At 73.5% G+C, this 25,358-nt stretch carries 28 protein-coding genes; 16 read left to right on the top strand and 12 right to left on the bottom strand.

Annotated elements, in window-relative coordinates; genetic code table 11:
- Positions 1-2 precede the first annotated feature (2 nt).
- The 3 genes from ACTMTJ_RS05320 (at position 3) to ACTMTJ_RS05310 (ending at position 2,052) form a co-directional block, all read left to right on the top strand.
- A complete protein-coding gene (locus ACTMTJ_RS05320; RefSeq protein ID WP_441214922.1) occupies positions 3-524 on the top strand; it encodes a DUF2231 domain-containing protein in 522 nt (173 codons plus the stop codon).
- Positions 508-1,488, top strand: coding sequence for an SDR family NAD(P)-dependent oxidoreductase (locus tag ACTMTJ_RS05315; protein WP_441214921.1), 981 nt, complete (start codon positions 508-510; stop codon positions 1,486-1,488). Before ACTMTJ_RS05320 ends, ACTMTJ_RS05315 begins: the two co-directional genes overlap by 17 nt.
- 78 nt (positions 1,489-1,566) lie before the next feature.
- Positions 1,567-2,052, top strand: coding sequence for a glutathione peroxidase (locus tag ACTMTJ_RS05310; protein ID WP_441214920.1), 486 nt, complete (start codon positions 1,567-1,569; stop codon positions 2,050-2,052).
- A 64-nt stretch (positions 2,053-2,116) separates the two neighbouring features.
- Here ACTMTJ_RS05310 and ACTMTJ_RS05305 read toward each other — a convergent pair whose 3' ends face one another.
- Complete coding sequence (locus ACTMTJ_RS05305) at positions 2,117-3,046, bottom strand: hypothetical protein (RefSeq protein WP_441214919.1); 930 nt, start codon at positions 3,044-3,046, stop codon at positions 2,117-2,119.
- A gap of 169 nt (positions 3,047-3,215) precedes the next feature.
- Between ACTMTJ_RS05305 and ACTMTJ_RS05300 the strand changes: the two genes are divergently transcribed.
- From ACTMTJ_RS05300 to ACTMTJ_RS05290, 3 genes are read left to right on the top strand one after another with little or no spacing between them, the layout of a single operon-like run.
- Positions 3,216-4,091 (top strand): DUF1996 domain-containing protein, encoded by an 876-nt coding sequence (locus tag ACTMTJ_RS05300; protein WP_441214918.1) that lies wholly within the window; start codon positions 3,216-3,218, stop codon positions 4,089-4,091.
- A 59-nt stretch (positions 4,092-4,150) separates the two neighbouring features.
- Entirely contained in the window at positions 4,151-4,690 is a 540-nt protein-coding gene (locus tag ACTMTJ_RS05295) for a sigma-70 family RNA polymerase sigma factor (RefSeq protein WP_441214917.1), read from the top strand.
- A complete protein-coding gene (locus ACTMTJ_RS05290; protein ID WP_441214916.1) occupies positions 4,690-5,394 on the top strand; it encodes an anti-sigma factor family protein in 705 nt (234 codons plus the stop codon). The genes ACTMTJ_RS05295 and ACTMTJ_RS05290 overlap by 1 nt, the downstream gene beginning before the upstream one ends.
- An 11-nt stretch (positions 5,395-5,405) precedes the next feature.
- Here the strand turns inward: ACTMTJ_RS05290 and ACTMTJ_RS05285 are convergent, their stop codons facing one another.
- Both ACTMTJ_RS05285 and ACTMTJ_RS05280 read right to left on the bottom strand, forming a co-directional pair.
- The gene (locus ACTMTJ_RS05285) at positions 5,406-5,777 is read right to left on the bottom strand and encodes a VOC family protein (protein WP_441214915.1); all 372 of its coding nucleotides are present in this window, start codon (positions 5,775-5,777) and stop codon (positions 5,406-5,408) included.
- Positions 5,774-6,598 carry a DUF1206 domain-containing protein gene (locus tag ACTMTJ_RS05280; RefSeq protein WP_441214914.1) on the bottom strand — a complete coding sequence of 275 codons (825 nt, stop codon included), beginning with the start codon at positions 6,596-6,598 and terminating at the stop codon, positions 5,774-5,776. Before ACTMTJ_RS05280 ends, ACTMTJ_RS05285 begins: the two co-directional genes overlap by 4 nt.
- 180 nt (positions 6,599-6,778) lie before the next feature.
- Between ACTMTJ_RS05280 and ACTMTJ_RS05275 the strand changes: the two genes are divergently transcribed.
- On the top strand, positions 6,779-8,506 hold the full coding sequence (locus ACTMTJ_RS05275) for a substrate-binding domain-containing protein (protein WP_441214913.1): 1,728 nt from the start codon (positions 6,779-6,781) through the stop codon (positions 8,504-8,506).
- A gap of 15 nt (positions 8,507-8,521) precedes the next feature.
- On the opposite strand, the gene ACTMTJ_RS05270 is transcribed toward ACTMTJ_RS05275, so the two are convergent.
- From ACTMTJ_RS05270 to ACTMTJ_RS05260, 3 genes are read right to left on the bottom strand one after another with little or no spacing between them, the layout of a single operon-like run.
- The gene (locus ACTMTJ_RS05270; RefSeq protein ID WP_441214912.1) at positions 8,522-8,965 is read right to left on the bottom strand and encodes a VOC family protein; all 444 of its coding nucleotides are present in this window, start codon (positions 8,963-8,965) and stop codon (positions 8,522-8,524) included.
- A gap of 37 nt (positions 8,966-9,002) precedes the next feature.
- On the bottom strand, positions 9,003-9,449 hold the full coding sequence (locus ACTMTJ_RS05265) for a helix-turn-helix transcriptional regulator (protein ID WP_441214911.1): 447 nt from the start codon (positions 9,447-9,449) through the stop codon (positions 9,003-9,005).
- The gene (locus ACTMTJ_RS05260; protein ID WP_441214910.1) at positions 9,446-9,700 is read right to left on the bottom strand and encodes a CBU_0592 family membrane protein; all 255 of its coding nucleotides are present in this window, start codon (positions 9,698-9,700) and stop codon (positions 9,446-9,448) included. Before ACTMTJ_RS05260 ends, ACTMTJ_RS05265 begins: the two co-directional genes overlap by 4 nt.
- A gap of 72 nt (positions 9,701-9,772) precedes the next feature.
- Between ACTMTJ_RS05260 and ACTMTJ_RS05255 the strand changes: the two genes are divergently transcribed.
- Positions 9,773-10,669 carry a LysR family transcriptional regulator gene (locus tag ACTMTJ_RS05255; RefSeq protein WP_441214909.1) on the top strand — a complete coding sequence of 299 codons (897 nt, stop codon included), beginning with the start codon at positions 9,773-9,775 and terminating at the stop codon, positions 10,667-10,669.
- Between the two features lie 40 nt (positions 10,670-10,709).
- On the opposite strand, the gene ACTMTJ_RS05250 is transcribed toward ACTMTJ_RS05255, so the two are convergent.
- Complete coding sequence (locus ACTMTJ_RS05250) at positions 10,710-11,744, bottom strand: serine hydrolase domain-containing protein (RefSeq protein WP_441214908.1); 1,035 nt, start codon at positions 11,742-11,744, stop codon at positions 10,710-10,712.
- 78 nt (positions 11,745-11,822) lie between these two features.
- On the opposite strand from ACTMTJ_RS05250, the gene ACTMTJ_RS05245 reads away from it, so the two are divergent.
- Complete coding sequence (locus ACTMTJ_RS05245; protein WP_441214907.1) at positions 11,823-12,299, top strand: OsmC family protein; 477 nt, start codon at positions 11,823-11,825, stop codon at positions 12,297-12,299.
- Between the two features lie 6 nt (positions 12,300-12,305).
- A complete protein-coding gene (locus ACTMTJ_RS05240) occupies positions 12,306-12,740 on the top strand; it encodes a hypothetical protein (protein ID WP_441214906.1) in 435 nt (144 codons plus the stop codon).
- A gap of 12 nt (positions 12,741-12,752) precedes the next feature.
- Here ACTMTJ_RS05240 and ACTMTJ_RS05235 read toward each other — a convergent pair whose 3' ends face one another.
- The 4 genes from ACTMTJ_RS05235 to ACTMTJ_RS05220 all read right to left on the bottom strand — a co-directional run bounded on the left by ACTMTJ_RS05235 (position 12,753) and on the right by ACTMTJ_RS05220 (position 17,502).
- Positions 12,753-13,943 carry an epoxide hydrolase family protein gene (locus tag ACTMTJ_RS05235; protein ID WP_441214905.1) on the bottom strand — a complete coding sequence of 397 codons (1,191 nt, stop codon included), beginning with the start codon at positions 13,941-13,943 and terminating at the stop codon, positions 12,753-12,755.
- Positions 13,944-14,066: 123 nt separating this feature from the next.
- Positions 14,067-16,304, bottom strand: coding sequence for an FtsX-like permease family protein (locus ACTMTJ_RS05230; RefSeq protein ID WP_441214904.1), 2,238 nt, complete (start codon positions 16,302-16,304; stop codon positions 14,067-14,069).
- Positions 16,304-16,981, bottom strand: coding sequence for an ABC transporter ATP-binding protein (locus ACTMTJ_RS05225; protein ID WP_441214903.1), 678 nt, complete (start codon positions 16,979-16,981; stop codon positions 16,304-16,306). The genes ACTMTJ_RS05230 and ACTMTJ_RS05225 overlap by 1 nt, the downstream gene beginning before the upstream one ends.
- Entirely contained in the window at positions 16,978-17,502 is a 525-nt protein-coding gene (locus ACTMTJ_RS05220; protein WP_441214902.1) for a PadR family transcriptional regulator, read from the bottom strand. Before ACTMTJ_RS05220 ends, ACTMTJ_RS05225 begins: the two co-directional genes overlap by 4 nt.
- Before the next feature lie 130 nt (positions 17,503-17,632).
- On the opposite strand from ACTMTJ_RS05220, the gene ACTMTJ_RS05215 reads away from it, so the two are divergent.
- The 6 genes from ACTMTJ_RS05215 (at position 17,633) to ACTMTJ_RS05190 (ending at position 23,947) form a co-directional block, all read left to right on the top strand.
- Positions 17,633-19,003, top strand: coding sequence for a helix-turn-helix transcriptional regulator (locus tag ACTMTJ_RS05215; RefSeq protein ID WP_441214901.1), 1,371 nt, complete (start codon positions 17,633-17,635; stop codon positions 19,001-19,003).
- Between the two features lie 101 nt (positions 19,004-19,104).
- On the top strand, positions 19,105-20,364 hold the full coding sequence (locus ACTMTJ_RS05210) for an SGNH/GDSL hydrolase family protein (protein ID WP_441214900.1): 1,260 nt from the start codon (positions 19,105-19,107) through the stop codon (positions 20,362-20,364).
- 85 nt (positions 20,365-20,449) lie between these two features.
- Positions 20,450-21,199: a TapB family protein gene (locus ACTMTJ_RS05205; RefSeq protein ID WP_441214899.1), complete on the top strand. Its 750-nt coding sequence runs from the start codon at positions 20,450-20,452 to the stop codon at positions 21,197-21,199.
- A gap of 12 nt (positions 21,200-21,211) precedes the next feature.
- Positions 21,212-22,420, top strand: a complete 1,209-nt coding sequence (locus ACTMTJ_RS05200) for a DNA polymerase domain-containing protein (RefSeq protein WP_441214898.1) — start codon at positions 21,212-21,214, stop codon at positions 22,418-22,420.
- 26 nt (positions 22,421-22,446) lie between these two features.
- A complete protein-coding gene (locus ACTMTJ_RS05195) occupies positions 22,447-22,974 on the top strand; it encodes an NAD(P)H-dependent oxidoreductase (protein ID WP_441214897.1) in 528 nt (175 codons plus the stop codon).
- A 10-nt stretch (positions 22,975-22,984) separates the two neighbouring features.
- Positions 22,985-23,947 (top strand): quinone oxidoreductase family protein, encoded by a 963-nt coding sequence (locus ACTMTJ_RS05190; RefSeq protein WP_441214896.1) that lies wholly within the window; start codon positions 22,985-22,987, stop codon positions 23,945-23,947.
- Here the strand turns inward: ACTMTJ_RS05190 and ACTMTJ_RS05185 are convergent.
- Positions 23,937-25,340 carry an MFS transporter gene (locus ACTMTJ_RS05185; RefSeq protein WP_441214895.1) on the bottom strand — a complete coding sequence of 468 codons (1,404 nt, stop codon included), beginning with the start codon at positions 25,338-25,340 and terminating at the stop codon, positions 23,937-23,939. The two genes, ACTMTJ_RS05190 and ACTMTJ_RS05185, sit on opposite strands and share 11 nt — an antisense overlap.
- Positions 25,341-25,358 lie beyond the last annotated feature (18 nt).

The raw sequence follows: 25,358 nt of genomic DNA, 5'->3' as shown, positions 1-25,358 counted from the left end.
CAGTGCAGACACGCGTGCGAGCCCTCGGGCACCCGGTGCATCAGATGCTGGTGGTGTTTCCGCTCGGGCTCTTCGTCACCGGCACGATCTTCGACCTCATCCACCTGATCAGCGACAACGGCACGTTCGCCGAGGTCGGGTTCTGGATGATCTCGGCCGGCATCATCGGCGCGGTGCTCGCCGCGCTCACCGGCTTCGCCGACTGGACCAGCATCCCGTCCGGCACCCGCGCCAAGCGTGTCGGCCGGATACACGGCGCGCTCAACTCGGCCGTGCTCGTGCTGTTCGCCATCTCGTGGCTGGTCCGGGTGGACAACACCAACCACGCGCCCGGCGGCGGCGCCTTCACCCTCGAGGTGATCGCGGTCGCGCTCGGCGGCGCCGCCGCCTGGTTCGGCGGCGAGCTCGTCGACCGGCTCGGCATCGGCGTGCACGAGGGCGCGAACCCGGACGCACCCAGCTCGCTGGCCGACACCGGCTCCACGCGCCCGGCGACCGGGAGGCCGCGTGCCTCTCATCCGTGACCTGGCGGACTCCGTCGTGGTCGTCACCGGCGGGTCGGGCGGGATCGGCGCGGCCACCGCGCTGCGCCTGGCCCGCCGCGGCGCGGCCGTCGTCGTTGGGGCCCGACGCCCGCGCGCCACGGCCCACGTCGTCAGCGCCTGCCAGGCGCGGGGCGGCCGGGCGATCGGGGTGGCGGTGGACGTCGCCGACCCGGCGGCCGTGGAGGCGCTGGGCCGGCGGGCGGTCGAGGAGTTCGGCCGGCTCGACGCCTGGGTCAACAACGCCTCGGTCGCCGCGTACGGCACGTTCACCGACGAACCGATCGACGAGTTCCGCCGGGTGATCGAGACCGACCTGCTCGGCGTCGCGTACGGCACCCGCACCGCGATCACCCACCTGCGGGCCACCGGCGGCGGCGTCATCGTCAACGTCGCGTCGGTACTCGGCGAGGTGACCGTGCCGTACCTGAGCGGCTACACCACGGCCAAGCACGGCGTGCGCGCGCTGTCCGGCGCGGTCCGGCAGGAGCTGCGGCTCGCCGGCGACCGCCAGATCTCGGTGTGCGTGCTGCTGCCCTCGTCGATCGACACCCCGATGTACCGGCACGCCGCCAACCACACCGGCGTGCGGGTCGGGCCGATCCCGCCGGTGTACGCGCCCGACGTGGCCGCCCGGCGGCTCGTGCGGCTGCTCGAACACCCGCGCCGCGAGGCGCACGCGGGCCGGGCGGGCGCGCTGCTCGCCCAGCAGTGGAAGCTCGCGCCCGGCCTGCTCGAACGGGTCATGGGCGGATACGCCGGCCGGACCACCTTCCGGGACGAGCCGGCCGCGCCGACCTCCGGCGCGGTCTTCGCGCCGGGCGACGACGAGTCCGCTCTGGACGGTGGCTGGCACCACCGGCGGTGGACCGCCGCCCGGCTCGCCGCGCTGGGCGTGGCCGGGCTCGGGGTGGCGTTCGCCGGCTGGCGCCGGGCCCACCGCTAACGGGGCGGGCCATCGCCGGGCACGCCGGTAGTGAGGCGGGCACAGCCGCGCCATCCGGGCGCCGGCATGATTGAGCGCATGACGATATACGACATCCCCGTCCGCACGCTGGCCGGGGAGCCCGCCTCGCTGGCGGACTACCGGGGCCGGGCGCTGCTGATCGTGAACGTCGCCTCCAAGTGCGGCCTCACCCCGCAGTACGCCGCCCTGGAACAGCTGCACGAGACCTACGCCGCGCGCGGGTTCAGCGTGCTGGGCGTGCCGTGCAACCAGTTCGGCGGCCAGGAGCCGGGCACCGCCGACGAGATCGCCGAGTTCTGCTCCACCACCTACGGCGTGACCTTCCCGCTGCTGGAGAAGTCCGAGGTGAACGGGCCGGGCCGGCATCCGCTCTACGGCGTATTGACCGCCGTGGCGGACGGCGACGGCGAGGCCGGCGACATCCAGTGGAACTTCGAGAAGTTCCTGGTCTCCGCGGAGGGTGAGGTCGTGCGGCGCTTCCGCCCCGGCACCACCCCCGACGACCCCGAGGTGGTCAAGGCCGTGGAGTCCGAGCTGCCCTGACGGCGACAACGCACGGGCCGGCGGTGGCGGCCGCCGGCCCGTGCGTACCCCCCGAGTGGGTCGTCTAGTCCCGTTGCGCGCGGCCACCGCCGGCGGTGATCGCGAACCACTGGTCCTTCACGCCGTGCCCGGCGATCTGGCCGAGGCTCAGGTCCTTGTGGAAGTAGTACAGCGGCCAGCCCTTGAGCGTCAGCTGCTTGCTGCCGTCCGGCCGGGTGATGGCGCCGACCAGGTCCTCGTCGATGCCGTCGTCGACCTGCACGCCGTTGGGGGCGAGCACCGGCTGCCAGGTCTTGAGGCAGTCGCCGGCGCAGGCGGTACGCGGCGGGTTGTTGTCGTCCTTCTGGAACCGGTAGATCGTGCGGCCCTTGGCGTTGACCACGACGGCCGGGGTGAGGCCGTCGACCTCGGCGACCCGCAGCACCTGCGGCTTGTTGGCCGGGGCCGGCCCGTCGGCGGACTTCTCCGCGCGGCCGCCGCTTGGCGAGATCGCGAACCAGGCGTTGCCGGTGCCGTGCCCGGCGGTCTGGCCGAGCTTGAGGTCCTCGTGGAAGTAGTACATCGGCCAGCCGTTGAGCGTGAGCTGCTCGTCGCCGTCCGGGCGGGTCACGGTGCCGACGAGGTCCTCCTCGAGGCCGGCGTCCACCTCGACGCCGTTCGGGGCTAGGACCGGCTGCCACGTCTTCAGGCAGGCCTCGACACAGGTGGTGGTCGGCGGGTCGTTCGAGTCGTTGTCGAAGCGGTAGATCGTGCGGCCCTTGCCGTTCACGAGGAGCGGCGAGAAGCCGTCGACCTGGGCGATGCGCAGCACCTGCGGGCCGCCGATGCCGGCCGGTGCCTCGCCGCCCGCGGCGGCACCCGCGCCGGCGCTGGCGGTGGGTTCGGTGGGGGCCTGGAAGACCGGCTCGGCCTTCGGCGCGGACAGGGCGCAGGCGGAGAGGCTGGCGGCGGCGACCAGGCCGCCGAGCATGGCGAAGACACGGGGGGCTCTCATGTGGACTGTCTCCTCAGGCGGGATACGACGGCCGAGATACGGCGGCATTGCGGTGGGTCGCCACGCCTGGCATAGTCAGCGGAAGCGACGCGGTGTGGTGATTCATTTGGTTGGCTCCAATACGACGGGTGGAGCCGGCCGGTTCACGTGGTTTTTCCTCGCCCTGGCTGTGGGGCTCGTGTTCGTGGCCGCCGCGCTAGTCGTTCCACAGTGGATGTCCCCTCGCCCCGGCGCCGACTACGTCGAGATCGCCGACGCGCCTTACGCACCCGCCCTGCCGGCCGCCCGCGCGTACACGTGGTCCTGCGGGCGAAACGAGGAAGGGCACCGCAACACCGCGAACCTGGTGGTCGCGCCGCGTGTTGTCGGGCCGTCCCACCACGTACACGAATATGTCGGTAACCTGTCGACCGATGTGGACTCGACGGACGACACACTCGCGCGCGCGGCGACCAGCTGCGCCAACGGCGACCGGTCCACGTACTACTGGCCGGTCCTGCGCACCGGCGCGCGGGCCGGGGAGAGCGCCCACGGCGAGATCGCGGAGCCGGTCGCGGTGACACTCACCGCGTTCGGCAGCCCGGCCGGTCCGGTCGTCGCCATGCCGCGGCGCCTGCGCGGCGCGGTCGGCGACGCCAACACCGCCACCACGCCCGCCGGCCAGGCCACCCGGGCCTGGACCTGCTCCGGCACCCCGGAGCGGCGCACCGACCGCTACCCGCTCTGCGGCCGCGGCCAGCGGGTGGTGCGGGTCTTCGACTTTCCGAGCTGCTGGGACGGGCGGCGGCTCGACAGCGACAACCACCGCGCCCACCTCGTCTTCCCGGCCGCCGACGGCGCCTGCGCGGCGGGCACCTTCGCCGTCCCGCGGCTGCGGATCTCGGTCGAGTACCCGCGGCCCGACGGCGACCGCTTCGCGATCGACGCGTTCCCGCCGCAGCGCAACTCGCCGCGCACCGACCACGCGTTCTTCGTCAACCTCATGCCCGAGCCGCTGATGGCGCAGGTCGTGCGCTGTCTCAACACAGGAGATGGATGCCCGTGAACCGGTCCGGTCCGGTGCCCGTAGTGGTGTTGACTCTCTGACGAAGGGCGGGACGGCGGATGGCAAGGCGACGGCCACCGACATCCAGCGACGAGGCGCTGGTCCGGTCGCTCTACGAGCAGCACGGCGCGGCGATCCTCGCGTACATCACCAGGATCACGGGGGACCGCGCCCTCGCGGAAGACGTGCTCCAGGAGACCCTCATCCGGGCCTGGCGGCACGCCGAGACCCTGTCCGAGCAGACCGGGTCGATCAGGGGTTGGATGTTCACCGTCGCGCGTAACGTCATGACGGACAAGGCCCGCGCCCGGGCCATCCGCCCGATCGAGGTGGCCGAGTCCGCCTCGACCGGGCCAGTGGAGCGGGACCACGCCGACCGGGTGGTCGACTCGATGGTGGCCATGCAAGCGTTGGAGCATCTTTCCGAAGACCACCGCCGCGTCCTGGTGGAGATCTACTTCCAGGGGCGCAGCGTCGCCGAGACCGCCGAGCAGCTCGGCATCCCGGCCGGAACGGTCAAGTCCCGTTCCCATAACGCGTTGAAGAACCTACGAGAGCTGCTCGCCGGGCGGTCGGCCGCCCTGAAAGGGGCCGCATGATGACTGCCGAGGCGCATGACGCGCAGATGCTCGGCGCGTACGTCCTGGAGACGCTGGACCCCGACGAGCGGCGCGATGTCGATGCCCACCTGGCCGAGTGCGAGATCTGCCGGGCCGACCTGGTGGAGCTTGAGGCGGTGAAGGACGTGCTCCAGGACATCCCGCCAGAGGCGCTGATGCACGGCCCGCCCGACGCCGACCTCGTGCTCCAGCGCACGCTGCGCCAGGTCCGCGAAGAGGTCACGTCATCCGCGCGGCGCCGCTGGGTGCCCGCCGTGGCCGCGGCCGCGGTGCTGCTGGCCGGCGCGATCGGCGGTGGCGTGGCACTGGGCCGCGGCACCGCCCCCGAGCAGGTCGCCCAGCTGCCCCCGAGCCCCGCGCCGACCGTCTCGCCCGACCCTCCGGGCACCCGGGTCCAGTCCACGGTCCAGGGCGACGTGCGGATGACCGCGAAGGTGGTGCCGGCGCTCGGCTGGGTGCGGATCAGCGCCTCCGTGGGCGGCATCCCCGCCGGCGAAAACTGCCGGCTCATCGTGGTCGGCAGCGACGGCAAGCGCGAGATCGCGTCCGGCTGGGTCGTCTCCCCGCAGGGCGAGCAGGCCGGCACCAACCTCAGCGGCAGCGCCGCGGTGGCACCGGACAAGGTGGTGGCGGTCGAAGTCCAGAACACGGCCGGCAAGACCTTCGTCACCCTCGACCTCTAGCGTCTGGCCGCCTAGGGGTTGGTCCAGAGGCAGAAGGGGTGGCCGGCCGGGTCCAGGTGGACGCGCACGTCCTCCTGGGGCTGGAAGTCGGCCAGCTTGGCGCCGCACGCGACCGCGTGGGAGCTGGCCGCCGCCAGGTCGTCGACCTCGATGTCCAGGTGGAGCATCATCTGCTGGTCGCCGGGGCCGTGCGGCCACACCGGGGGTTCGTAGCCGGGCTCGGTCTGGAACGACAGGCCGGTCCCGCCGCCGGGCGGGACCAGTTTGACCCAGTCGGGTTCGTCCTGCTCGCGGTGCCAGCCGAGCAGGCGCTCGTAGAAGGCGGCCAGCTCCTGGGCGTCCGGCGCGCCGAGCACCGCGGCCGTCAGCGAAAACCGTGTCATGCCGAGACCTTGTCGCGGACCGCGGACGTCACGTCGGGGGTGTCCACCTGGCGGTACCGGGCCTGCACGGCGCAGAACGTGGCGAACGCGGCGATGCCCAGCGCCATGACGACCAGCAGCACCGTGCCGTACGCCTGCTCGCGCAGGGTCTCCAGGGTCGCGTCCAAGCCGCGGGCCTTCTCCTTGTCGTAGGTGACCGCGGCGACGGTGAACAGGATGCCGGCGATGCCGTAGGCGGTGCCCTTGGCGGTGTAGCCGACCATGCCCAGCCGCCGCGCGACCATGCGCGCGCGGTGGCTCATCTGGCCGGTGAGCAGGTGCTTCTCGAAGCGCTTGACGACGCCGTACCAGATGAGGCCGGCGCCGAGCGCGGCCAGGGCGATGCCGGCGAGGGCCACCAGCCAGCGGCCGCCGGTGGAGCTCATCAGGTCGCTGCTCAGCTTCTGCTGCTTGTCGGCGCTGGACGAGCCGGCGGCCTGGTACACCTTGAAGGCCGTCCAGGCGAAGTAGAGGTAGGCGATGGTGCGGCCGGCGGAGGCGAGCCGCTCGGCGGTGCGCTCCTTACCGCGGTCGGCGCGGTGGCCGGCGACCGCCTCGTACGCCTGCCAGATGGCCATCGCGAGCAGGCCGACCGCGGTCGCGATGACGAGGAATTTCCCTAGTGGCTGCTCGGCCAGAGTGCGGAGTGCGCCGGACTGGTCGCCTTCCTCGGTGGGCTTGCCGAACGCGATCTGGAGGATCAGCCAGGCGAAGAGAAGGTGCACGAGGCCGTATCCGATGAAGCCGATGCGAGTTAACACAGCGAGGGGGGAGCGGGACATGTCCCAGACATTGACCCCCGCGTCGATTTCGCAAACATCCGCGTACACGCTGGAGTGCGACGACTGCGAAGAGTAGTCGAATCTTAGTGAAAACTTTCCTCTCGGTAACGTTCCACCGAATGGCGGTGGCAACCAGCCGTCCGGCTCAGCAGGATGGAGCCCGTGCCTGGCCGTCATCGCATGCGAGAACGTTTTCCCGCGGCGGGCGCCATCGCGGCGGCGGTGGCGCTCATTGTTGTCGTGGGCGGTTCGTACTTCGGATATCAGGAGCTTTCGGGCGATAAGTGCAGCGGTCAGGTCAAACTGACCGTCGCCGCGCCCCAGGAGCTCGTGGCCGACGTGCGGGCCACCGCCGACGCCTGGGTGTCCGAAGGGGCATCCGCCAACGGCGTCTGTGTCGGCGTGGAGGTGAGCGAGACCAGTCCCGTCGACCTGGCGGCCGCGCTCGCGGCCAAGCACGGCGTGGCGCTGACCGGCGTCGGCGGGGCGAGCGGCAGCACCACGATCCCCGACGTGTGGATCTCCGACTCCTCGATCTGGCTACACCGGCTCCGGGCCGCGGCGCCGGGGTTCACGCCGACCGACGGCGCGTCGCTCGCGCTCAGCCCGGTCGTGCTCGCGATGCCCGAGCCGGTCGCGAAGGGCGTCGGCTGGCCCGCCAAGAAGGTCGACCTGCCCGCGCTGCTCCAGCAGATCCTCACCGGCAGCGGGCTGCGGGCCGGCCTCGTCGAGCCGACCCGCGACGCGGCCGGCATGTCCGGCCTGCTCGCGCTCGGCGCGGCCGCGGGCCAGACCGGCGGCAACGCCAGGGAGACGCAGACCGCGGCCCTCCGCCTGCTCGCCGGCGGCCGCTCGGCGGTGCGCGACGACTTGACGGCGAAGTTTCCGCAGGCGGCCGACCAGGCCTCCATCACGCAGGGCCTCGGCGTCGCGGCACTGTCCGAAGAGGACGTGATCCGGTACAACGCGAAGAAGCCGCCGGTGCCGCTGGCCGCGATCTACCTCGACCCGGCGCCGCTGCCGCTCGACTACCCGTACGCGGTGATGCCCGGCACCGACCCGGACAAGGCCGCGGCGGCCGACTCGCTGCACAAGGCGCTCAACGCGGCCTCGTTCCGCGACCGGCTCGGCGCGCTCGGGCTGCGCGGGCCGGACGGCTCCGGCGGATCCGGCTTCACGACGCCCTCCGGCGCGCCGCCGAAGACGGCACCGCCGTCCGCCGCGGGCAAGGGCGGGGCGCCCGACACGCAGGTGGTCGACGCCGCGCTGTCCACCTGGACGGCCGTGACCGCGCCGTCCCGGATGCTCGCCGTCTTCGACATCTCCGGCACGATGCGCGGCCCGGTGCCGACGGCCGGCGGCGCCAGCCGCATGGAGGTCACCAAGGAGGCCGCCCGCCGGGGGCTGGGGCTCTTCGGCGACGACTGGGCGGTCGGCGTGTGGGTCTTCTCCACCAACCTCGGCGGCGGCAGAGACTGGCGTGAGATCGCGCCGATCGGCCCGCTCGCCAGCACCCGCGGCGAGCTGCTCCAGAAGATCTCGGGGATCCAGCCGAAGCAGAACGGCGACACCGGCCTGTACGACACGCTGGCCGCCGCGTACGAGACGGTGCAGGACGGCTGGCAGGCGGGCCGGGTCAACTCGGTGCTCATCCTCACCGACGGCATCGGCAACGACGACCCGGAGGGCGGCCTCTCGCTGCCCGCCCTGCTCAACCGGCTCGAGGAGCTCAAGGACCCGAAGCGGCCGATCCAGGTGATCATCCTGGGCCTGGGCGACGCGGTGAACCGCGGCGCGCTCGACCAGATCACCCGGACCACCGGCGGTGGCGTGCTGGTGGCCAAGGACCCGGCCCAGATCGGGCAGGTGTTCCTCAAGGGCATCTCGCTCCGCCCCACCGGCGGCTGACGGGCTGGAGACGGCTCAGCAGGCCCAGGGCGCGCTCTCGTCGAGCGTCGTCCTGGGCTGGGTGAGGCTGTACCAGTTGCCGGAGTCGTCGCGGAAGATCGCCTCGATGCCGTAGGGGCGCTCCTGCGGCTCCTGCACGAACGACACGCCGCGCTCCACCAGCGCCGTGTACTCGGCGTGGCAGTCGTCGGTGTTGAACGCCCCGGCGCCCAGCACGCCCTTGGCGATCAGCGCCTTGAGCTGCGCGGCCGACTCCGGGTCGAGCGACGGCGGGCCGGGCACCATGAGCGTGAGCTGGAGCTCCGGCTGGTCCTTGGTGCCGACCGTCACCCACCGCATGCCGCCCTCGCCGAGCGTCATGTCGGTGCGCTCCTCGAGGCCGAGCTTGTCGACGAAGAACGCCTTCGCCGAATCCTGGTCGAGCACCCATATCGTGGCGATACCAAGTCCCGTGATCATGTCTCACTCCTGGTCAGAAGGGCCGTCACCGCTGACGCTAGGGCCGCGGCGGTCCGCCGGGCTTCTCGAATGTTGCGAAGCCGCCGGCCCAGAACATCACGAAACATCCGGGTATCGGCGCGGCCGCCCCCTGGCGCGCCTCGCGCCGGAACTCGGTCGGCGTCACCCCGACGATCTGCTTGAACCGCGTGCAGAACGTGCCCAGGCTGGTGAACCCGACCAGCATGCACACCTCGGTCACGGTGAGGTTGGCCGAACGGAGCAGCTCCTGGGCCCGCTCGATGCGGCGCCGGCTGAGGTACTGGCCGGGCGTCTCGCCGTACGCGGCGCGGAAGAGGCGCACGAAGTGGTAGCGCGAGTAGCCGGCGTGCGCGGCCACCGTGTCCAGGTCGATGGGGCTGGACCAGTCGCGGTCCATGGCGTCCTTGGCCATCCGCAGCAGCCGCAGCTGGGGTAGCGCGATCATCGCCCCCACGCGGTTCATCCTGGCACAGTGGGCTCCTCGCGGGGTGTCCTGCGGAGCGCGAGCACCCCGATCGCGACCCAGACCAGGTTGAGCGCGGCCGAGGGCCACGCGCCGTGCGCCGCGCCGTTGAGCAGCAGGCCGGCCGAGCCGGCGAGGTTGAGCAGCTGGAAGGTCACGCCGGCGGCGATCCGGCCGGCGGACAGCAGCGCGTACGCGAGCAGCAGGCAGCCGGCCCCGCCCCACCCGACGACCTCGGTGAGCACGTCCATACGCGCATGGTGGCCCCGTTCCGGTGTTCAGCGGTATCGAATGTTTGTGGATGCGGCCTGTAGCGTTGCCGAATGCCGATCGATCCGCGGCGGCTGGCCGTCCTGCGCGCGGTGGCAGACGCGGGCGGCGTCCTCGCCGCCGCGTCCGCGCTGCACCTCACGCCCTCGGCCGTCTCGCAGCACATCGCGCGCCTGGAGGCGGAGACCGGGGTGACGCTGCTCGACCGTTCGCGGCTGGGTGGCCGCCGCTCGGCCGGGCTCACCACCGCGGGCCGGCTGCTCGCCGGTCACGCCGGCCGGCTCTCCGAAGTGCTGGCCGCCGCCGAGCGCGACCTCGCGGCGCTGACCGGCCAGGTGAGCGGGCCGGTCACGGTGGGCGCGATCCCCACGGCGGTCCGGCATCTCGTCGCGCCGGCGGCCGCCGCGGTGGCCACGACCGCTCCCGGGGTACAGGTACGCGTGCGCCAGCTCGAGCCCGGGCGCGAGGCGGTGCGGGCGGGCGAGCTCGACCTGTTCGTCGGCGAAGGGGACACCGGCACCGGGCCGGCCGGGCTCCGGGTCACCCGGCTGGTCGACGAGCCGTACCGGGTGGTCGTGCCCGCTGCCTGGGGCCCGCTCGCCGGCCTGGACGCCGTGCTCGGGCGGCCGTGGGTCGACGGCCCACCCGGCTCGGCGATGCGCCGGGCGCTCGACCGGCTGGCCGCCCGCCACGACGCGGTGCTCGACCGGCCGCACGAGTGCCTGGAGTTTCCGGCCGTGCTGGCGATCGTGGCGGCGGGCCTGGCCGCGGGCGTCGTGCCGGCCCTCGCCCTCCCCGCCGACCAGCCCGGCGTGCGCGTGCTTCCGGCCACCGCGGCCGGCACCCGCCGCCTGGAGCTCGTGCACCGCCGCGGCCGCTACGAGCCGAGCCCCGCCGCCCAGCTGGTGGTCGACGCGCTCCGCTCAGTCGCCGCCACCCTGGGTGGCTAGGTCGTGTTTCACAAGGGTCCGCCGCGGGCCGGCCATGCCCTTATGAAACACCCCCCAGCACCGCGTCGCTCACCGCGGCCTGGTGGCGGGCGCCGTCGTGGCCGGGCAGGAGCAGGTTGGTCAGGTACGCGAAGGCGAGCCGCCGGGTCGGGTCGGCCCAGGCCAGGCAGCAGTTGCTGCCGTTGTGCCCGAACGTGAGCGGGCTGCTCAGCCGCCCCATCGGCCGGCTCGTCGCCGGGTCGTCCGCGGGCCCGCCCAGCTGAAACCCCTCCGACCAGCGGATCGCCAGGCGCAGGAAGCGGTCGACCTCACCCTCGCTGGAGGGCCGGCGGGCGGCCTCGATCGTCTCCGGCGCGAGTACCCGAACCCCGTCGAGCGTGCCGCCGCCGACGAGCATCTGGTAGAAGCGCGCCACGTCCCGGGCGGTGGCCGAGACGCCCGCGGCCGGCACGACCGCCCCGCGCGTGGCGCGGCGGTTGAAGTAGGCGGCGCTGACCCGCGCGCCGCTCAGCCCGCGTACCGGCACGTGCCGCCGCCACAGCCGGCCGGGCAGGCCGAGGTGGGTGTCGCCGAGCCCGAGCGGGTCGAGCAGCTCGCCGCGCAGCAGCGCGTCGACCGGCGCGCCGCCCACCCGGCGGGCCGTCTCGCCGAGCAGGAAGCCGTAGCTGAGCAGGTGGTAGGCGGGCACCTGGCCGGGCGCGTACCGCGGGCGGGCCCGTTCGAGCGCGCGGACCGAGCGGCGCCAGTCGGTCATGGCGAGGGCGTCGCCTACCACGCTCCGCGCCACCGGCAGGCCGGCCCGGTGCTGGAGCACGTGCCGCACGGTGATGCCGCCCTTGTCCCGCTGGGCGAACTCCGGCCAGTACCTGGCCACCGGCTCGTCCAGCGACAGGGCGCCCCGCTCGGCGAGCAGGTGGACGAGCAACGCCACGTATGGCTTGCTGGTCGAGAAGATCCAGAAGAGCGAGTCCGGCGCGCAGCCGACCGCCTCGTCGAGGACGACGCGCCCGTCCCGGATGACGCACAGCTGGGCCGCGGCACCCCGCCGCCGGACGAGCTCCAGGGGATCGTCCATCGCCGCCTACCGTACCGGCGGTGGGATCCACGCGGCGCTGAAAGCGCGGTGAAACCGCCGCCCCATACGATTCCAGCCATGGGACGGACGCATTCGTACGAGGTCGCCGTGACGTGGACCGGCAACCGTGGCGGCGGCACCAGCGGATACCGCGACTACGGCCGCGACCACGACGTCGAGACCGACGGCCGGCCGGGCATCGCGGGCAGCGCCGACCCGGCCTTCCGCGGCGACAAGGCGCGGTGGAACCCCGAGCTGCTGCTGGTCGCCGCCCTCGCCGAGTGCCACATGCTGTCGTACCTGCACCACTGCGCGGTGGCCGGCGTCGTGGTGACCGGCTACATCGACCGGGCGCTCGGCGCGATGGAGCAGGAGGGCAACGGCGGGCACTTCACCGAGGTCGTGCTCCGGCCCGAGGTCACGGTCGCCGCGCCCGACATGGTCGACGCCGCGACGCGGCTGCACGAAGACGCGCACCGGGACTGCTTCATCGCGAGCTCCGTCAATTTCCCGGTGCGTCACGAGCCCGCCGTCCAGGCGGAGGCGGTAGCGTAGCCGGCCGTGCTCCTGGAGGCCATCGCGGCGATCGCCCATCACGAGGTGACGCTGGCGCCCGGCGATCCGCACGCCGAGGCCGGCAACAGCCACTGGCTCGACGCCCCGTCGGTCGAGCGCGCCATCCTGACCGTCCCCGAGGTGGTCCGCGCCTTCCACGCCACCGTGGCCACGCTCCGCGAGCGGGTGCGCGGCCCGGCCGTCTTCTACGTCTGGCACGAGGAGCGGGCCGGCCAGCTGCGCTGCGGGATCACCTCCCGCCCGGCGCACGACCTCCCGTTCGGGAGCGACTACCGGGCGACCGGCGACCTGGCCTCGATCGTGGCGGCCTACCTGCTCGCCGACCCGAAGGCCGCGGTCCCGGTCGAGATCGAGCTGACCGTGGACGACGCGGCCCCGGGCGACGAACCACCGCTGCTGGTCTGGGTCCATCCTCTGTAGACGGACGACCGCTCAGCGGAGCGACCGGAAGCCGGCGCGTACCTCCTCGGCGAGGAGCTCGGGCTGCTCCCAGGCCGCGAAGTGCCCGCCGCGGTCCAGCTGGTTGTAATGGATCAGGTTCGGATACGCCTGCTCCGTCCAGCTGCGCGGCGCCTGGTAGAGCTCGTCCGGGAAGACGCTCACCGCCGCCGGTACGGTCACGCCCTTGGTGGCGAGGAACGAGTTGTCGTTCTCCGCGTAGAGGCGGGCCGCCGAGACGGCCGTGTTCGTCAGCCAGAAGAGCGTGATGTTGTCGAGGACGTCGTCGCGCGACAGGCCCTCCTTCCGCCCGGCGAACGCGCGGGAGATCATCTCCAGGCTGGCCGCGTCGTGGTCGAGCATGAACGAGGCCAGCCCCACCGGCGAGTCGGCCAGGCCGGTCAGCGTCTGCGGCCGGGTCTGCATGATCAGCGCGTACGCGACGTGCTTGAAGAAGAACGCCATCTGCTCGAACGCGCGCTTCTCGTCGTCGGACAGCCCCTCCGGCATCGGCGCGCCGGTCTGCACCGCCTTGTCGATGTCCGGCGGCACCGTGCCCGGCATGTTGGTGTGGATGCCGAGCAGCTCAGGCGGCGCCTGCACGCCCATGAAGTCGGTGACGAGCGCGCCCCAGTCGCCGCCCTGCGCCACGAACCGGTTGTACCCGAGGCGCTTCATCAGCTCGGTCCAGGCGGTGGCGATGTGCTCGGGGCCCCAGCCCTTCGCGGTCGGCTTGCCGGAGAAGCCGTAGCCCGGCATCGACGGCACCACCACGTCGAACGCGTCCGACGCGCTCCCGCCGTGTGCCGTCGGGTTGGCCAGCAGGTCGATGATCTTCATCTGTTCGATGATCGAGCCCGGCCAGCCGTGCGTGATGACGATCGGCAACGCGTTCTCGTGCGGTGAGCGGACGTGGACGAAGTGGATGTCCAGCCCGTCGATGTTGGTGATGAACTGCGGTAGGGCGTTCAGCCTCTCCTCGACGTCGCGCCAGTCGTAGTCGGACGCCCAGTAGCGCGCCAGCTCCTGGATCGTCTGGAGTTGTACGCCCTGCGACTGGTCGGGGACGGTTTCCCTTTCCGGCCAGCGTGCGGCCTTCACCCGCACGCGTAGCTCGTCGAGCTCCTCCTGGGGGACTTCGATCCTGAACGGCCGGATCCCCGAGGATGTGGTCGTGGCGGACACGAGTTCTCCTTCCCGTTTTCTGCCGTGACAACGGGGGTGCCCACCACGATGATCGGCACGCGTCGCCGCGAGGAGTCCGCACCGCACCATTTACGAACCCGGCCACCACGGCCACGCGGGGGCTTACTCCGTGCGGAGGCCGTCGGGACGCATGAGGCGCCACAGCGGAGGCAGGCTCGACAGCGTGACCACCGCCATCACCGCCGCCGCGAGGCCGACCGACAGGCCCACCACCGGCCAGCTGATCGAGATCGTGACGCGCACCATGCGCAGCAGCGCCACGCCCAGCGCCAGCCCGAACACGACCGCCAGCGCGAGGCCGAGCACCACGGGCACGACCGTCTGCCAGACCACCGACAAGACGAGGGTGCCGCGGCGGGTGCCCACCGCGACGAGCATGGCCAGCAGGCGGCGGCGCTCGCGCAGGTGCTCCAGCACGCCCACCAGCAGGCTGGCGCCGACGAGCAGGAGCGTGACGACCGTGCCGATGTAGAGCCCGCGCCGGATGTTGGTGAAGCGGCGCGCCTCCTCGGTGTTCGACAGCGTGTCGACGGAGGCGAGCGGGCTGACGGCGGCGGCCGCGTTGCGGACGTGCTCGGCGGCGTCGGGGTCGTCGCGGTCGGTTTGCAGGTAGGCGCCGACGACCAACGTGCCGAGGCGGCCCGCGTCGAGCGCGGCGGGCGTGGCGAGCACGCCGCTCCGGGTCCAGCCCATCGGGTCGGGGCGGACCTGGACCCGGCGGGCGGCCACCGGCACCGTCCACTGTGGGCCCTCGTCGAACCTCAGGCGGTCGCCGCGCGCCACCTCGCCGTCGGTCATGAACACGTCGCCGTCGGTGCAGCCGTCCACATAGGCCATCTCGGCGAGGGACGCACAGTCTCCGATGTGGACGACGGCCAACCGGTCCGGCGCGCCCGCGTGGGAGGCACCCACCTGGAGGGTACCGGTGACCTTCGTGACGCCCGGGGAGGCGGCGAGCCTGGCGAGCGCGCCGGCACCGTCGCCGGTCGACAGCTGCACGAACGCCTGCGCGCGGCTCGTGTCCTGCCCGGTGGGGGTCGTGTACTCGTGCTGCGCGGCGGCGAAGAGCATCTGGAGCCCGATCGTGCCGGCGACCGCGACCGCGATGCCGTTGACCAGCCGGGCGGACGTGCCGCTGTCGACCTGGAGCCGGCGGACGGCGAGCTGCCAGGGCACGGCGCCGCCGCGCATCCGGCGTACCACAAGGTCGATCAGCCACGGCAGGAGGGTGACCGCGCCGATCAGCAGGAGGACGGCGCCGACCGCGACCTGATACTGGGTGTCGCCCCTGGCGGTGCGGACGTCGCCGGCGAGCGGGTAGAGCAGCACGACGCCGAGCAGCGGCAGGATCAGCCGCCACCACAGCCGGCGGCGCACGCCGGTGGCGCGGCGGACCACGCCGAGCGGCTCGATCACCACGCCGCGCAGCGCGACCATGCTGACCACGACGGCGAGAGCGGGCACCGCGAACGTGACGACCAGCGCCGCGGCGAGGCCGGGCCGGATGTCGTCGGCGAAGACGCTGAGGTCCCAGAGCGTGAACAGCGGCACGAGCTGGCGGCCCAGGACGAAGAGCACCCCGCCGACCGCGACGCCGAGCAGCGCGCCCGCGGCCGCCTCGCCGGCGGCGAGGCGCCGGGTCATCCGCCGGTCGGCGCCGACCAGGCGGAAGGCGGCCATCCGCCGGTCGCGGCGCTCGCCACCGAACCGCACGGCCGCGCCGAGGAACACCACGATGGGCAGCAGCAGCACCACGAAGATGATCACGATGAGCAGCACGAGCAGCGTCCCGAAGGGCTCGCCCGCCGCCGTGGTCCCGAACCCGTCGACGCGGGACGCCCGGTCCGTGCCCAGCGTGTCGCTGCCGAGGTAGTAGGCCAGCTCGCCTGGGCCGGCCAGCCCCTCGTCGCCGATCGTGCCGACCACCCGCGCGCCGCCGAGCCGGGGTGCGAAGAGCGCGCCGTCGCCGGACTCCAGCAGGTCGCGCAGCGCGGGGGAGACGACCACCTCGCCGGCCCCGGGGAAGGCGGCGACACCCGGCGGCGCCGGTGCCCGCGGGCCCTCCGGCCGCACGATCGTGCCGCGCACCGGTGTGCCGCGAAACTCGGTGTCGACCCGGGCGACCAGCAGCGTGGCCGGGCCCGCCGCGAGCGCCTGCCCGACCTGGATGTCACGGGCGTCGCCGCGCGCCTCCCGCGCGCCGAGTGCGCCCGGCACCGAGGCGGCGAGCAGCAGCATCGACACCCCGATGCCCACGCCGAGCGCGGTCAGCACGGCCCGGGTCCACCCGTCACGCCCGCCGGCGAACGCCAGCCGCGCGCCCATCAGCAGATCCCTCATCACGCCGTCCGGGCCAGGTCGCGGGTGCGGCCGTCGCGGACGACGACCTCCCGGTCCGAGTACGCCGCGACGCGCGCCTCGTGGGTCACCAGCACCACCGCGGCGCGCGCCTCCCGGGCGGCCGTGGTGAGCAGGCGCATGACCCGCTCGCCGTTGAGCGAGTCGAGCGCACCCGTGGGCTCGTCCGCGAAGATTACCTTGGGTGCGGTGACGAGCGCGCGGGCCACCGCGACCCGCTGCCCCTGCCCGCCGGAGACCTCGCCCGGCCGCTTGCCCGCGACGTCGCCGACCTCCAGGCGCTCCAGCCACTCGGCGGCCCGCCGCTCCGCCTCCCGCCGGCGCACCCGCTCCAGCCGCAGCGGCAGCGCCACGTTTTCCAGGCAGGTCAGCTCCGGCACGAGCTGCCCGAACTGGAACACGAACCCGAACTGCGACCGCCGCAGCGCGCTCCGCTCGCCGTCGCCCATCCGCGAGACCTCGCGGCCGGCGTAGACGACGCGGCCGGAGTCGGGGCGCACGATGCCGGCGACGCAGTGCAGCAGCGTCGACTTGCCCGAGCCGGACGGGCCCATCACCGCGACGACCTCGCCCGCGTCGATCTCCAGCGAGGCGCCGTCGAGCGCGGGCGTCGCGCCGAACGACTTGCGCAGCTCCTCCGCGACGAGCAACGAGGTCATGCCGTGACCTCTTTCGCCAGCTCGTCGAGGCGGGCGGCGGTCAGCTCGAGCCACCGCAGGTCGGCCTCCAGGTGGAAGAGCGCGTGGTCGCAGATCAGCTGCTCGGCGAGGTCGCCGCCGGCCTTGCGCCGGGTCAGCTCGCGCATCAGGCGCAGGTGCTCGGCCCGCTGGGAGTCGAGCAGGTCGGCCGCCGGCCGGCCGGTGAGCAGCGCGAGCACCACCTTGGTGTACAGCGTGTTTTGCAGGTAGGGCTCGGGCTTTTCCGGCTGGGCCAGCCACCGCGACACGTCGGTCACGCCGGCCTCGGTGATCGCGTAGCGCTTGCGCTCCGGCCCGCCGCCCGGCTCCACGCTTTCGACCTCCACGAGGCCGCTTTTGAGCAGGCGGGAGAGCGTGGCGTAGACCTGCCCGAAGTGCAGCGGGCGGCTGCGGGCGAACCGCTCGTCATAGGCGCGCTTGAGGTCGTATCCGTGCCGTGGGCTGGACTCCAGCAGCCCCAGGAAGGTCTGTCCGATCGACATGCCGAGCACTGTACACCACGTCTATACGCGATATGTATAGACGTAGTGCAGTCCGGTTTCCGACTTCGAAGGCCACCCATCCGCCCCCCGCACGGCGGCGAACCATCTGTGACTGGGGGAGGTGACGTCGATGGATGCGTGGCCGTTCGTCGGACGGGACGGGGAGCTGGCGGCGATCGAGGACGGGTTCGCCGGGTCCGGCGCGGACGCCCTCTACTGGGGACTCGGCAGCGCCGCCGCGGCCGAGCGGATGCTGGCCGATCGCGGCGACCTCGCCGACGGGACGCTCTGCCGGATCCTGATGTTCGACGGCCGGTGCGCCGAGGCCCTCGACGCGGCCGCCCGGGTGCTCGACCGCCCCGGCGCCCACCCGCGGGCCGTCATCTGGGCCACCGCGGGCGGCACGGCGGCCGCCGGCTTCCTCGGCCGGCTCGACCAGGCGGCGACCATCCGGGAACGCGGGATGCCAGTCGCGGTCGCCCACCGCGAGCTGATGCCCTGGGGCACGCACGAGATCCAGATCGCCGACTGCCTGGCCCACCTGGCGACCGGCGACCTGGTACGCGCGCGGGCGATCGCGGACCAGGGCTACCGCGCGTCGGTCGAGGCCGGCCTGCCGATGATGGTGAGCGGCTGGGCGCTCTTCGCCGGCCTCGTCGGCGCCGCGCAGGGCCACCTGGAACCCGCCGGCGCGCTGCTGCGCGAGGCCCTCGCCGGCTTCGAGGAGAACGACACCTTCCGCTTCCGCCGCCACTGCGCCGCCGCGCTGGCCACGGTCGCGGCGCTGGGCGGCGACCCCGAGGAGGCGGCCGGCTGGCTGGCCGAGGCGGGCGCGGCCGGCGCCGGCCCCAACCGCGTCTTCGCCCCGTGGCTGGAGCTCTCCCACGCCTGGGCGGCCATGTCCCGCGGCGCCCAGGCCGACGCGGTGGAGGCCGCCCGCCGCGCCGCCGACCTGGCCCGCGCCGCCGAACTGCCCACAGTGGAGGCCGCCGCCCTCTACGACGCCGGCCGGCTGGGCGGCCCGGTCGACCGCCGCCGCCTGGACGCGCTGGCCGCCCGGCTGGGCACGCCCTTCGCCGAGGCACTGGCGCTGGCCGGGCACGGCCTCTCCCGCGGCGACGGCGGGCCGCTGGCCCGCGCCGCGCAGGCGTTCGAACGACTGGGCCAGGACCTCCTGGCCGCCGAGGCCGCCACGGCCGCCGCCCGCCTCTTCCGCCGCGCGGGGCGGCGCGGGCAGGCACACCTGGTACGCGGCCGTTCGGAAGGCGCGCGCGCCAGGTGCGCCCCGGCCCGCACACCGCTGCTGGTCAACGACGAGGTCGCCGAACTGCTCACCGCCCGGGAACGCGAGGTCGTGCTCCTGGCCGCCCACCACAGCAGCAAGCACATCGCCGAGCGCCTCGGCCTGGAGGTCAAGACGGTCAACAACCACCTGGCCCGCGCGTACGCGAAGCTCGGCATCTCCAGCCGCGCCGAGGTCCGCGCCCTGCTCGGCCACTGACCCACGACGAGCGGATCGCCAGCCCGGGACCGCAGCCGAGGGAAGGTGGGCTAGCCTCCTAGGATGCGGTAGAGACAGTGGTGGACGTTAATCTGGGCGGCATGCTGCTCAGGGGTATCTATCGGGCACTGCCCGCAGCCGCGGTCGCCGCGCTCCTCGCGACCACCGCCACCACGTCGCCCGCCGCCGCGCACCAGGGTCGTGACCCTGGGCGTTGGGCGGGGGGCTGGGGGAGCTCGCTGATCGCGGCGTTCCCCGACTACTTCGGGGAGCCGAACTGGTCCGGCGGCTTCGACAACCACTCGGTGCGCCAGGTCGTGCGGCTCAGCCGGGGCGGCTCGACGGTGCGGATCCGGGTGTCCAACGTGTACGGTGACGGTCCGCTGCGGCTCACCGGTGCCACGATCGGCCGCGCGGCGGAGGGCGCGGCGGTGCGGGCGGGTTCGCTGCGGTCGGTCACCTTCCGGGGGCGCCAGTCGACCGTGGTGCCGGCCGGGCGGGAGGCGTCCTCCGACACCGTGGCCCTGCGGGTCTCGCCGCTGGAGCGGCTGACCGTGACGCTCTACTTCGACGGGCCCACCGGGCCGGCCACCTTCCACCCGTTCGCCACCGCCACCGTGTACCGGGCCGATGGCGACCACCGCTTCGACCGCGACGCCGCGGCGTTCGACGAGACGTCCACCTCCTCCTACTACCTGTCCGGTGTGGACGTCAGCGGGCCGACGAAGGGCAGCCGTGGCACGGTGGTGGCCTTCGGCGACTCGATCACCGACGGCGCGCTGTCCACGTTGGACGCCGACAACCGCTACCCGGACGAGCTCGCCGAGAGGCTCGTGGCCGCGGGGCGGCCGACCGGCGTCGTCAACGCCGGCATCGGCGGCAACAAGGTCCTGACCGACCTGCCCGGCTTCGGCACGGCGGGCGTGGAGCGCTTCCGGCGCGACGCGCTGAGCCAGCCTGGCGTGCGTACCGTGATCGTGCTGGAGGGCATCAACGACATCGGCGGCGGCGAGGCGGCCGGCACGCCGGTGACGGCCGCGCAACTGATCGCCGGGCACCAGGCGCTCATCCGGGCCGCGCACTGGCGCGGTGTGCGGATCATCGGGGCCACGGTCACGCCGTCGAAGGGTTGCCCGTACCCGGGCTACGACACCGCCCGCGGCGAGGCGGTGCGCGACGCGCTCAACCACTGGATCCGCACCAGCGGCGAGTACGACGCGGTGTTCGACTACGACCGGGCACTGGCCGACCCGGACGACCCGGACCGGATGCGTGCCGAGTTCGACGCGGGTGACGCGCTGCACCCCAACGACGCCGGCATGCGCGCGATGGCCGAGGCGGTCGACCTCGACCTGCTGTAGTGGCACGGCCGAAGGCGGGCCGGACCCTCGACCGGGGCGGGTAGCCTGGCGGGGGTCCGAGCCCCTCGTGTACGGAGGATGCGGCGTGATCAAGCCCCGACGGCGCTGGCTGGCCCTGCCCGCCGTGCTGGTCCTGGCCCTGCCCGTGACGGCGTGCGAGTCGGGCGGCAAGGAGACGCCGCCGCCCGCGGCCAACGAGCCCGCCACCACTACCACCACCGCACCGGCCGCGCCCGCCGACAGCGGGCTCTACTTCTACCCGCCGGTCGAGGGGGCCACGCTGGAGTACAAGCTGGGCGGCGTGGTCAGCGGCACCACCTCGGTCACCGTCGACAGTGTCACCGAGGGTGCGAAGGGGCGCACGGTGACCGTGACGGAGAAGGGCACCGCCCCGGCCGCCAAGCGGGAGTTCGTGACCCGGGCGGATGGCGGGCTGACCGTCGACATCGGCGCGTTCGCCGCGTCGGCCGCGGGGTTCACGGTCGAGGGCGCCGGTGAGGACCTGTCGGTGCCGCCGGTCGCCGACCTGGAGGCCGGTAAAAAGGGCACCGGCCGCACCGCGATCGAGGTGAGCGGCCCGGGGGCCGCCGGCGGGAGCCAGCCGGTGACGTACACCGTGAGCAGCACCGGCACCGAGTCGGTGACCGTGCCGGCGGGCACCGCGGAGGCGTACAAGATAGATCTGGACCTTGATCTGGGCGCCGGCTTCGCCGGCGTGACCGAGGCCAGCGGGACGTTCTGGTTGAAGCCCGGCTTCGGCCTGGTCAAGCAGGAGGTCACGATCTCCGGCTTCACGCTGACGTCGGAGTTGACGAAGACATCGGTGCCGCTCTGAGAGAGTAGGGACATGTCGACGCCGGCGGTCATCGAAGTCGCCGGCCGCGAGGTGACGATCACCCACCCCGACAAGGTGGTTTTCGCGGCCGGCGGTCACACCAAGCTCGACCTGGTCAACTACTACCTCGCCGTGGCCGACGGCGCCCTGCGCGGGGTGCGCGGGCGGCCGATGGTGCTCAAGCGGTTCGTCAAGGGCATCGACGAGGAGGCGATCTGGCAAAAGCGGGCGCCCACCAAGCGGCCCGACTGGATCGAGGTGGCCGAGCTCAAGTACGCGTCCGGCCGTTCCGCCGAGGAGACCGTGGTGCGCGACGCGGCCGCGCTCGCCTGGGTGATCAACCTGGGCTGTGTCGACCTCAACCCGCACCCGGTGCTCGCCGAAGACCTCGACCGCCCCGACGAGCTGCGCATCGACCTCGACCCGGTGCCGGGCGTGGAGTGGCGGCAGATCGTCGACGTGGCGATGGTGGCCAAGGAGGTGCTGTCCGACTACGGGCTGACCGGGTGGCCCAAGACGTCCGGCTCGCGCGGCTTCCACATCTTCGTCCGGATCGAGCCGCGCTGGCTGTACAAGGACGTGCGCCTCGCCGCCGAGACCGTCGCCCGCGAGGTGGAAAACCGCGCACCCGACCTGGCCACGAGCAAGTGGTGGAAGGAGGAGCGGGAGGGGGTGTTCGTCGACTTCAACCAGAACGCGAAGGACCGCACCGTCGCCTCCGCCTACTCGGTGCGCCCCAACCGGGACGCCCGCGTCTCCACGCCGCTGTCCTGGGACGAGGTGCGCGACTGCCGGCCGGAGGAGTTCACGCTGCCGGTGGTGCGCGAGCGGTACGCGGCGATCGGCGACCCGTGGCAGGGCATGGACACCGCCTACGGCACGCTCGACGGGCTGCTCGACCTGGCCAAGCGGCTGGGCCCCGCGGAAAAGCCGCCGAAGGGCACCGGCCGGCGCCAGCAGACCATGCCGCTCATCGAGATCGCCCGCGCCAAGACCAAGCCCGAGGCCATGGCGGGTCTGGAGCGGTGGAAGGCCCGCCATCCGTCCACTGTGGAAAAGCTGGAGCCGGCGGACATCCTGGTCGACGGGATGCGCGGGCGCAGCTCGATCTGGTACCGGATCCGGGTCAACCTCCAGCACGTGCCCGAGGCGGAGCGGCCCGAGCAGGAGCCGCTGGAGGTCGACTACGACCCCTGGGATGGGATGGGCCCGCCGCGATAGCCTATCAATCAGGTAGGATTAGCCGTGTGAGTGAACTCGTCGTGCTCGTCGGCAACCCCCGTCCCGCCTCCCGCACCCGCGCCCTCGCCGAAGCCACCGCGGACGCGATCGCGGCCCCGCTCGACGGCCGGGTCGTCCTGGAGCTGGCCGACCTGGTCGGCGTCACGTTCGGCCCCGAGCCGGCCTGCGGGTCCGGTGCGGTCGAGGACCCGTTCGCGGTGGTACGCGCCGCCCGGCTGCTCGTCGTCGCCACACCCGCCTACAAGGGCACGTACACCGGGCTGCTCAAGGTCTTCCTCGACCAGTTGGCGGCGGGCGCGCTGGCTGGCGCGGTGGCCGTACCCGTGGCGGTGGCCGCCTCCGAGGCGCACCTGCGGTCGGTCTCCGCGGCCCTGCGCGACCTGCTGGCCGAGCTCGGCGCCCGCCTGCCGGTGCCCCCGCTCGCGGTGCTGGAGCCGGCGCTGGCCAATGGCGGCGCCGGCGACGCGGCGGTCGCCTGGGCCGACCAGCACGCCGCCGCGGTCGTCAGACAGGTCCGAGGCGTCGCGGCATAGGCTCTCCGGCATGGACGCTATCCAGGTGGCCGCGCCCGGCGGGCCCGACGTGCTCACGCTGACCGACCTGCCGACGCCCGAGCCGGGCCCCGGCGAGGTGCTCGTGCGGTTGACCGCCGCCGGCGTCAACTTCGTCGAGATCTACCACCGCAGCGGCTTGTACCAGGTCGGGCTGCCGTTCGTGCCCGGCACCGAGGGGGCCGGCGTGGTCGAGGCGGTGGGGCCGGGCGTCACCGCGCCCAAGGTCGGCGACCGGGTGGTCTCCAACGACCTCGCCGGCGCGTACGCCCGGTACGCGGTCACCCCGGCCGAGCGGGCCCTGCCGATCCCCGCGGGCGTCACCGACGAGCAGGCCGCGGCCGTGCTGCTCCAGGGCCTGACCGCGCACTACCTGCTGCACGACAGCTACCCGGTGCGGGCCGGCGACACCGTGCTCGTGCACGCCGCCGCCGGCGGCATGGGCCTGCTGCTCACCCAGCTCGCCACGAGCCTCGGCGCGCGGGTCGTCGGCACCGTCTCCACCGCCGAGAAGGAGAAGCTCGCCCGCGCCGCCGGCGCCGCCGAGGTCATCGGGTACGACGGCGTGGCCGAGCGGGTCCGCGAGCTGACCGGCGGGGAGGGCGTCGCCGCGGTGTACGACGGGGTGGGGCGGGACACCTTCGACGCCAGCCTCGACAGCCTCCGGGTCCGCGGCACGCTGGTGCTCTACGGGTACGCGAGCGGCAAGCCGGAGCCCTTCGACGTCAACCGCTTGCAGGGCGGCGGCTCGCTGTTCCTGACCCGGCCGACGCTCGGGCACTTCGTCGCGTCCGTCGACGAGCTGCGCCGCCGCGCCGGCGACGTGCTGCGATGGGTCGCCGACGGCACCCTGAAGGTGACCGTCGGCGGCCGCTACCCGCTCGCCGAGGCGGCGCGCGCCCACGCCGACCTCGAGTCCCGCCGCACGACGGGCAAGCTGCTGCTCATACCCTGACGGCTTCGCGCGCCGCCGCCGTCTCGGGCGCGCGGCGGCGCAGCCCCACCGCCATCACCGCCGCGCCGACCAGCGCGGCCACGACCGGCACGACCAGCCCCGCGCGGTACCCGTCCAGCGCGTCGCCGGCCTCGGTGGCGGCGACGTTGACGGCGGTGACCAGGGCGAGCCCGAGCGCGCTGCCAAACTGGAACGACGAGTTGAGCAGCCCGCCGGCCACCCCCTGCTCGGCCTCGTCGACGCCGTCCGTGGCGGCGATGGTCAGCGGCCCGTAGGCCAGCGCGAACGCCAGGCCGGTGAGGATCAGGGTCGGGAGCATCATCGGGTACGTCCAGTCGGCGCCCAGCGGCAGGAACAGCGCGTAGGCGAGGGCCGCCAGCAGGAAGCCGCCGAAGATCACACGGACGTTGCCCCACCGCTCGACGAGCTTCGGCGTGAGGGTCGGCGCGAGCACCGAGTCGATGCCCACGACCATCAGCGTGAGCCCGGTCTGCACGGTCGACCAGCCGCGCAGCTCCTGGAGGTACAGCACGGTGACGAACTGGAACCCGAAGAACGAGCCGGTCAGTGCCATCGCACCCACGTTGGCGCGGACCAGCGGGCCGGAGCGCAGCAGCCCGAGGCGCACGAGCGGTGCGGCCGAGCGGCGTTCGATCGCCACGAACGCGGCCAGCAGCGCGGCGCTCGCGGCCAGCGTGCCCGCCGTCCATCCGATGTGGACGTCCGGTGCCCGCACGACGGTGAGTACCAGCAGCAGCATCGCGCCGGTGATGGTGGTGGCCCCGGCGAGGTCGAAGCCGCCGTTCGCGGTGGCGCCTTGCCGGGTGCGGGGGATGAGCCGTATGCCGGCCAGGAGGATCGCGGTGGCCAGGATGACCGGGGCGAAGAAGACCCAGCGCCAGCTCGCCGCCGTCAACAGCCCGCCGACCACCATGCCGAGCGAGAAGCCGCCGGCGGCCGTACCCGCGTACACCAGGAGGGCTTTGTTGCGTTGCGGCCCCTCCGCAAAGGTGGTCGTGATGATCGACAGCCCGGCCGGCGTCATGAACGCGGCCGCCACCCCGGTCACGAACCGCGCGGCGATCAGCACCCAGCCCTCCTGCGCCAGCCCGCCCAGGCCGGAGAAGAGGATGAACACCCCGAGGCACACCAGGAACACCCGGCGCCGCCCCCAGAGGTCGGCCGCGCGCCCGCCGAGCAGCATGAAGCCGCCGTATCCGAGCACGTAGGCGCTGACCACCCAGGAGAGCGCGCCGGTGGTCATGCCCAGGTCGGCGCGGATCGAGGGGAGGGCGACGCCCAGCATCGAGATGTCGATGCCCTCCAGGAAGATCGCGCCGCAGAGCACGAACAGGACCGCCCAGGCCCGCCGTGTGGGTCGTGTCGTCGCCACGTGTTCCGCTCCCCAGTT

Origin of the sequence: Phytohabitans sp. LJ34 (assembly GCF_052068095.1) — a bacterium.
Classification (GTDB): Bacteria; Actinomycetota; Actinomycetes; order Mycobacteriales; family Micromonosporaceae; genus Phytohabitans.
This window is presented reverse-complemented; position numbering and strand designations above follow the sequence as displayed.

Bases quoted from the DNA above. Each gene is read 5' to 3' on its own strand.
- ACTMTJ_RS05310 (WP_441214920.1), top strand. From the start codon at position 1,567: ATGACGATATACGACATCCCCGTCCGCACGCTGGCCGGGGAGCCCGCC.
- ACTMTJ_RS05305 (WP_441214919.1), bottom strand. From the start codon at position 3,046: ATGAGAGCCCCCCGTGTCTTCGCCATGCTCGGCGGCCTGGTCGCCGCC.
- ACTMTJ_RS05295 (WP_441214917.1), top strand. From the start codon at position 4,151: ATGGCAAGGCGACGGCCACCGACATCCAGCGACGAGGCGCTGGTCCGG.
- ACTMTJ_RS05290 (WP_441214916.1), top strand. From the start codon at position 4,690: ATGACTGCCGAGGCGCATGACGCGCAGATGCTCGGCGCGTACGTCCTG.
- ACTMTJ_RS05285 (WP_441214915.1), bottom strand. From the start codon at position 5,777: ATGACACGGTTTTCGCTGACGGCCGCGGTGCTCGGCGCGCCGGACGCC.
- ACTMTJ_RS05280 (WP_441214914.1), bottom strand. From the start codon at position 6,598: ATGTCCCGCTCCCCCCTCGCTGTGTTAACTCGCATCGGCTTCATCGGA.
- ACTMTJ_RS05275 (WP_441214913.1), top strand. From the start codon at position 6,779: ATGCGAGAACGTTTTCCCGCGGCGGGCGCCATCGCGGCGGCGGTGGCG.
- ACTMTJ_RS05270 (WP_441214912.1), bottom strand. From the start codon at position 8,965: ATGATCACGGGACTTGGTATCGCCACGATATGGGTGCTCGACCAGGAT.
- ACTMTJ_RS05265 (WP_441214911.1), bottom strand. From the start codon at position 9,449: ATGAACCGCGTGGGGGCGATGATCGCGCTACCCCAGCTGCGGCTGCTG.
- ACTMTJ_RS05260 (WP_441214910.1), bottom strand. From the start codon at position 9,700: ATGGACGTGCTCACCGAGGTCGTCGGGTGGGGCGGGGCCGGCTGCCTG.
- ACTMTJ_RS05255 (WP_441214909.1), top strand. From the start codon at position 9,773: ATGCCGATCGATCCGCGGCGGCTGGCCGTCCTGCGCGCGGTGGCAGAC.
- ACTMTJ_RS05250 (WP_441214908.1), bottom strand. From the start codon at position 11,744: ATGGACGATCCCCTGGAGCTCGTCCGGCGGCGGGGTGCCGCGGCCCAG.
- ACTMTJ_RS05245 (WP_441214907.1), top strand. From the start codon at position 11,823: ATGGGACGGACGCATTCGTACGAGGTCGCCGTGACGTGGACCGGCAAC.
- ACTMTJ_RS05230 (WP_441214904.1), bottom strand. From the start codon at position 16,304: ATGAGGGATCTGCTGATGGGCGCGCGGCTGGCGTTCGCCGGCGGGCGT.
- ACTMTJ_RS05225 (WP_441214903.1), bottom strand. From the start codon at position 16,981: ATGACCTCGTTGCTCGTCGCGGAGGAGCTGCGCAAGTCGTTCGGCGCG.
- ACTMTJ_RS05220 (WP_441214902.1), bottom strand. From the start codon at position 17,502: ATGTCGATCGGACAGACCTTCCTGGGGCTGCTGGAGTCCAGCCCACGG.
- ACTMTJ_RS05215 (WP_441214901.1), top strand. From the start codon at position 17,633: ATGGATGCGTGGCCGTTCGTCGGACGGGACGGGGAGCTGGCGGCGATC.
- ACTMTJ_RS05210 (WP_441214900.1), top strand. From the start codon at position 19,105: ATGCTGCTCAGGGGTATCTATCGGGCACTGCCCGCAGCCGCGGTCGCC.
- ACTMTJ_RS05200 (WP_441214898.1), top strand. From the start codon at position 21,212: ATGTCGACGCCGGCGGTCATCGAAGTCGCCGGCCGCGAGGTGACGATC.
- ACTMTJ_RS05190 (WP_441214896.1), top strand. From the start codon at position 22,985: ATGGACGCTATCCAGGTGGCCGCGCCCGGCGGGCCCGACGTGCTCACG.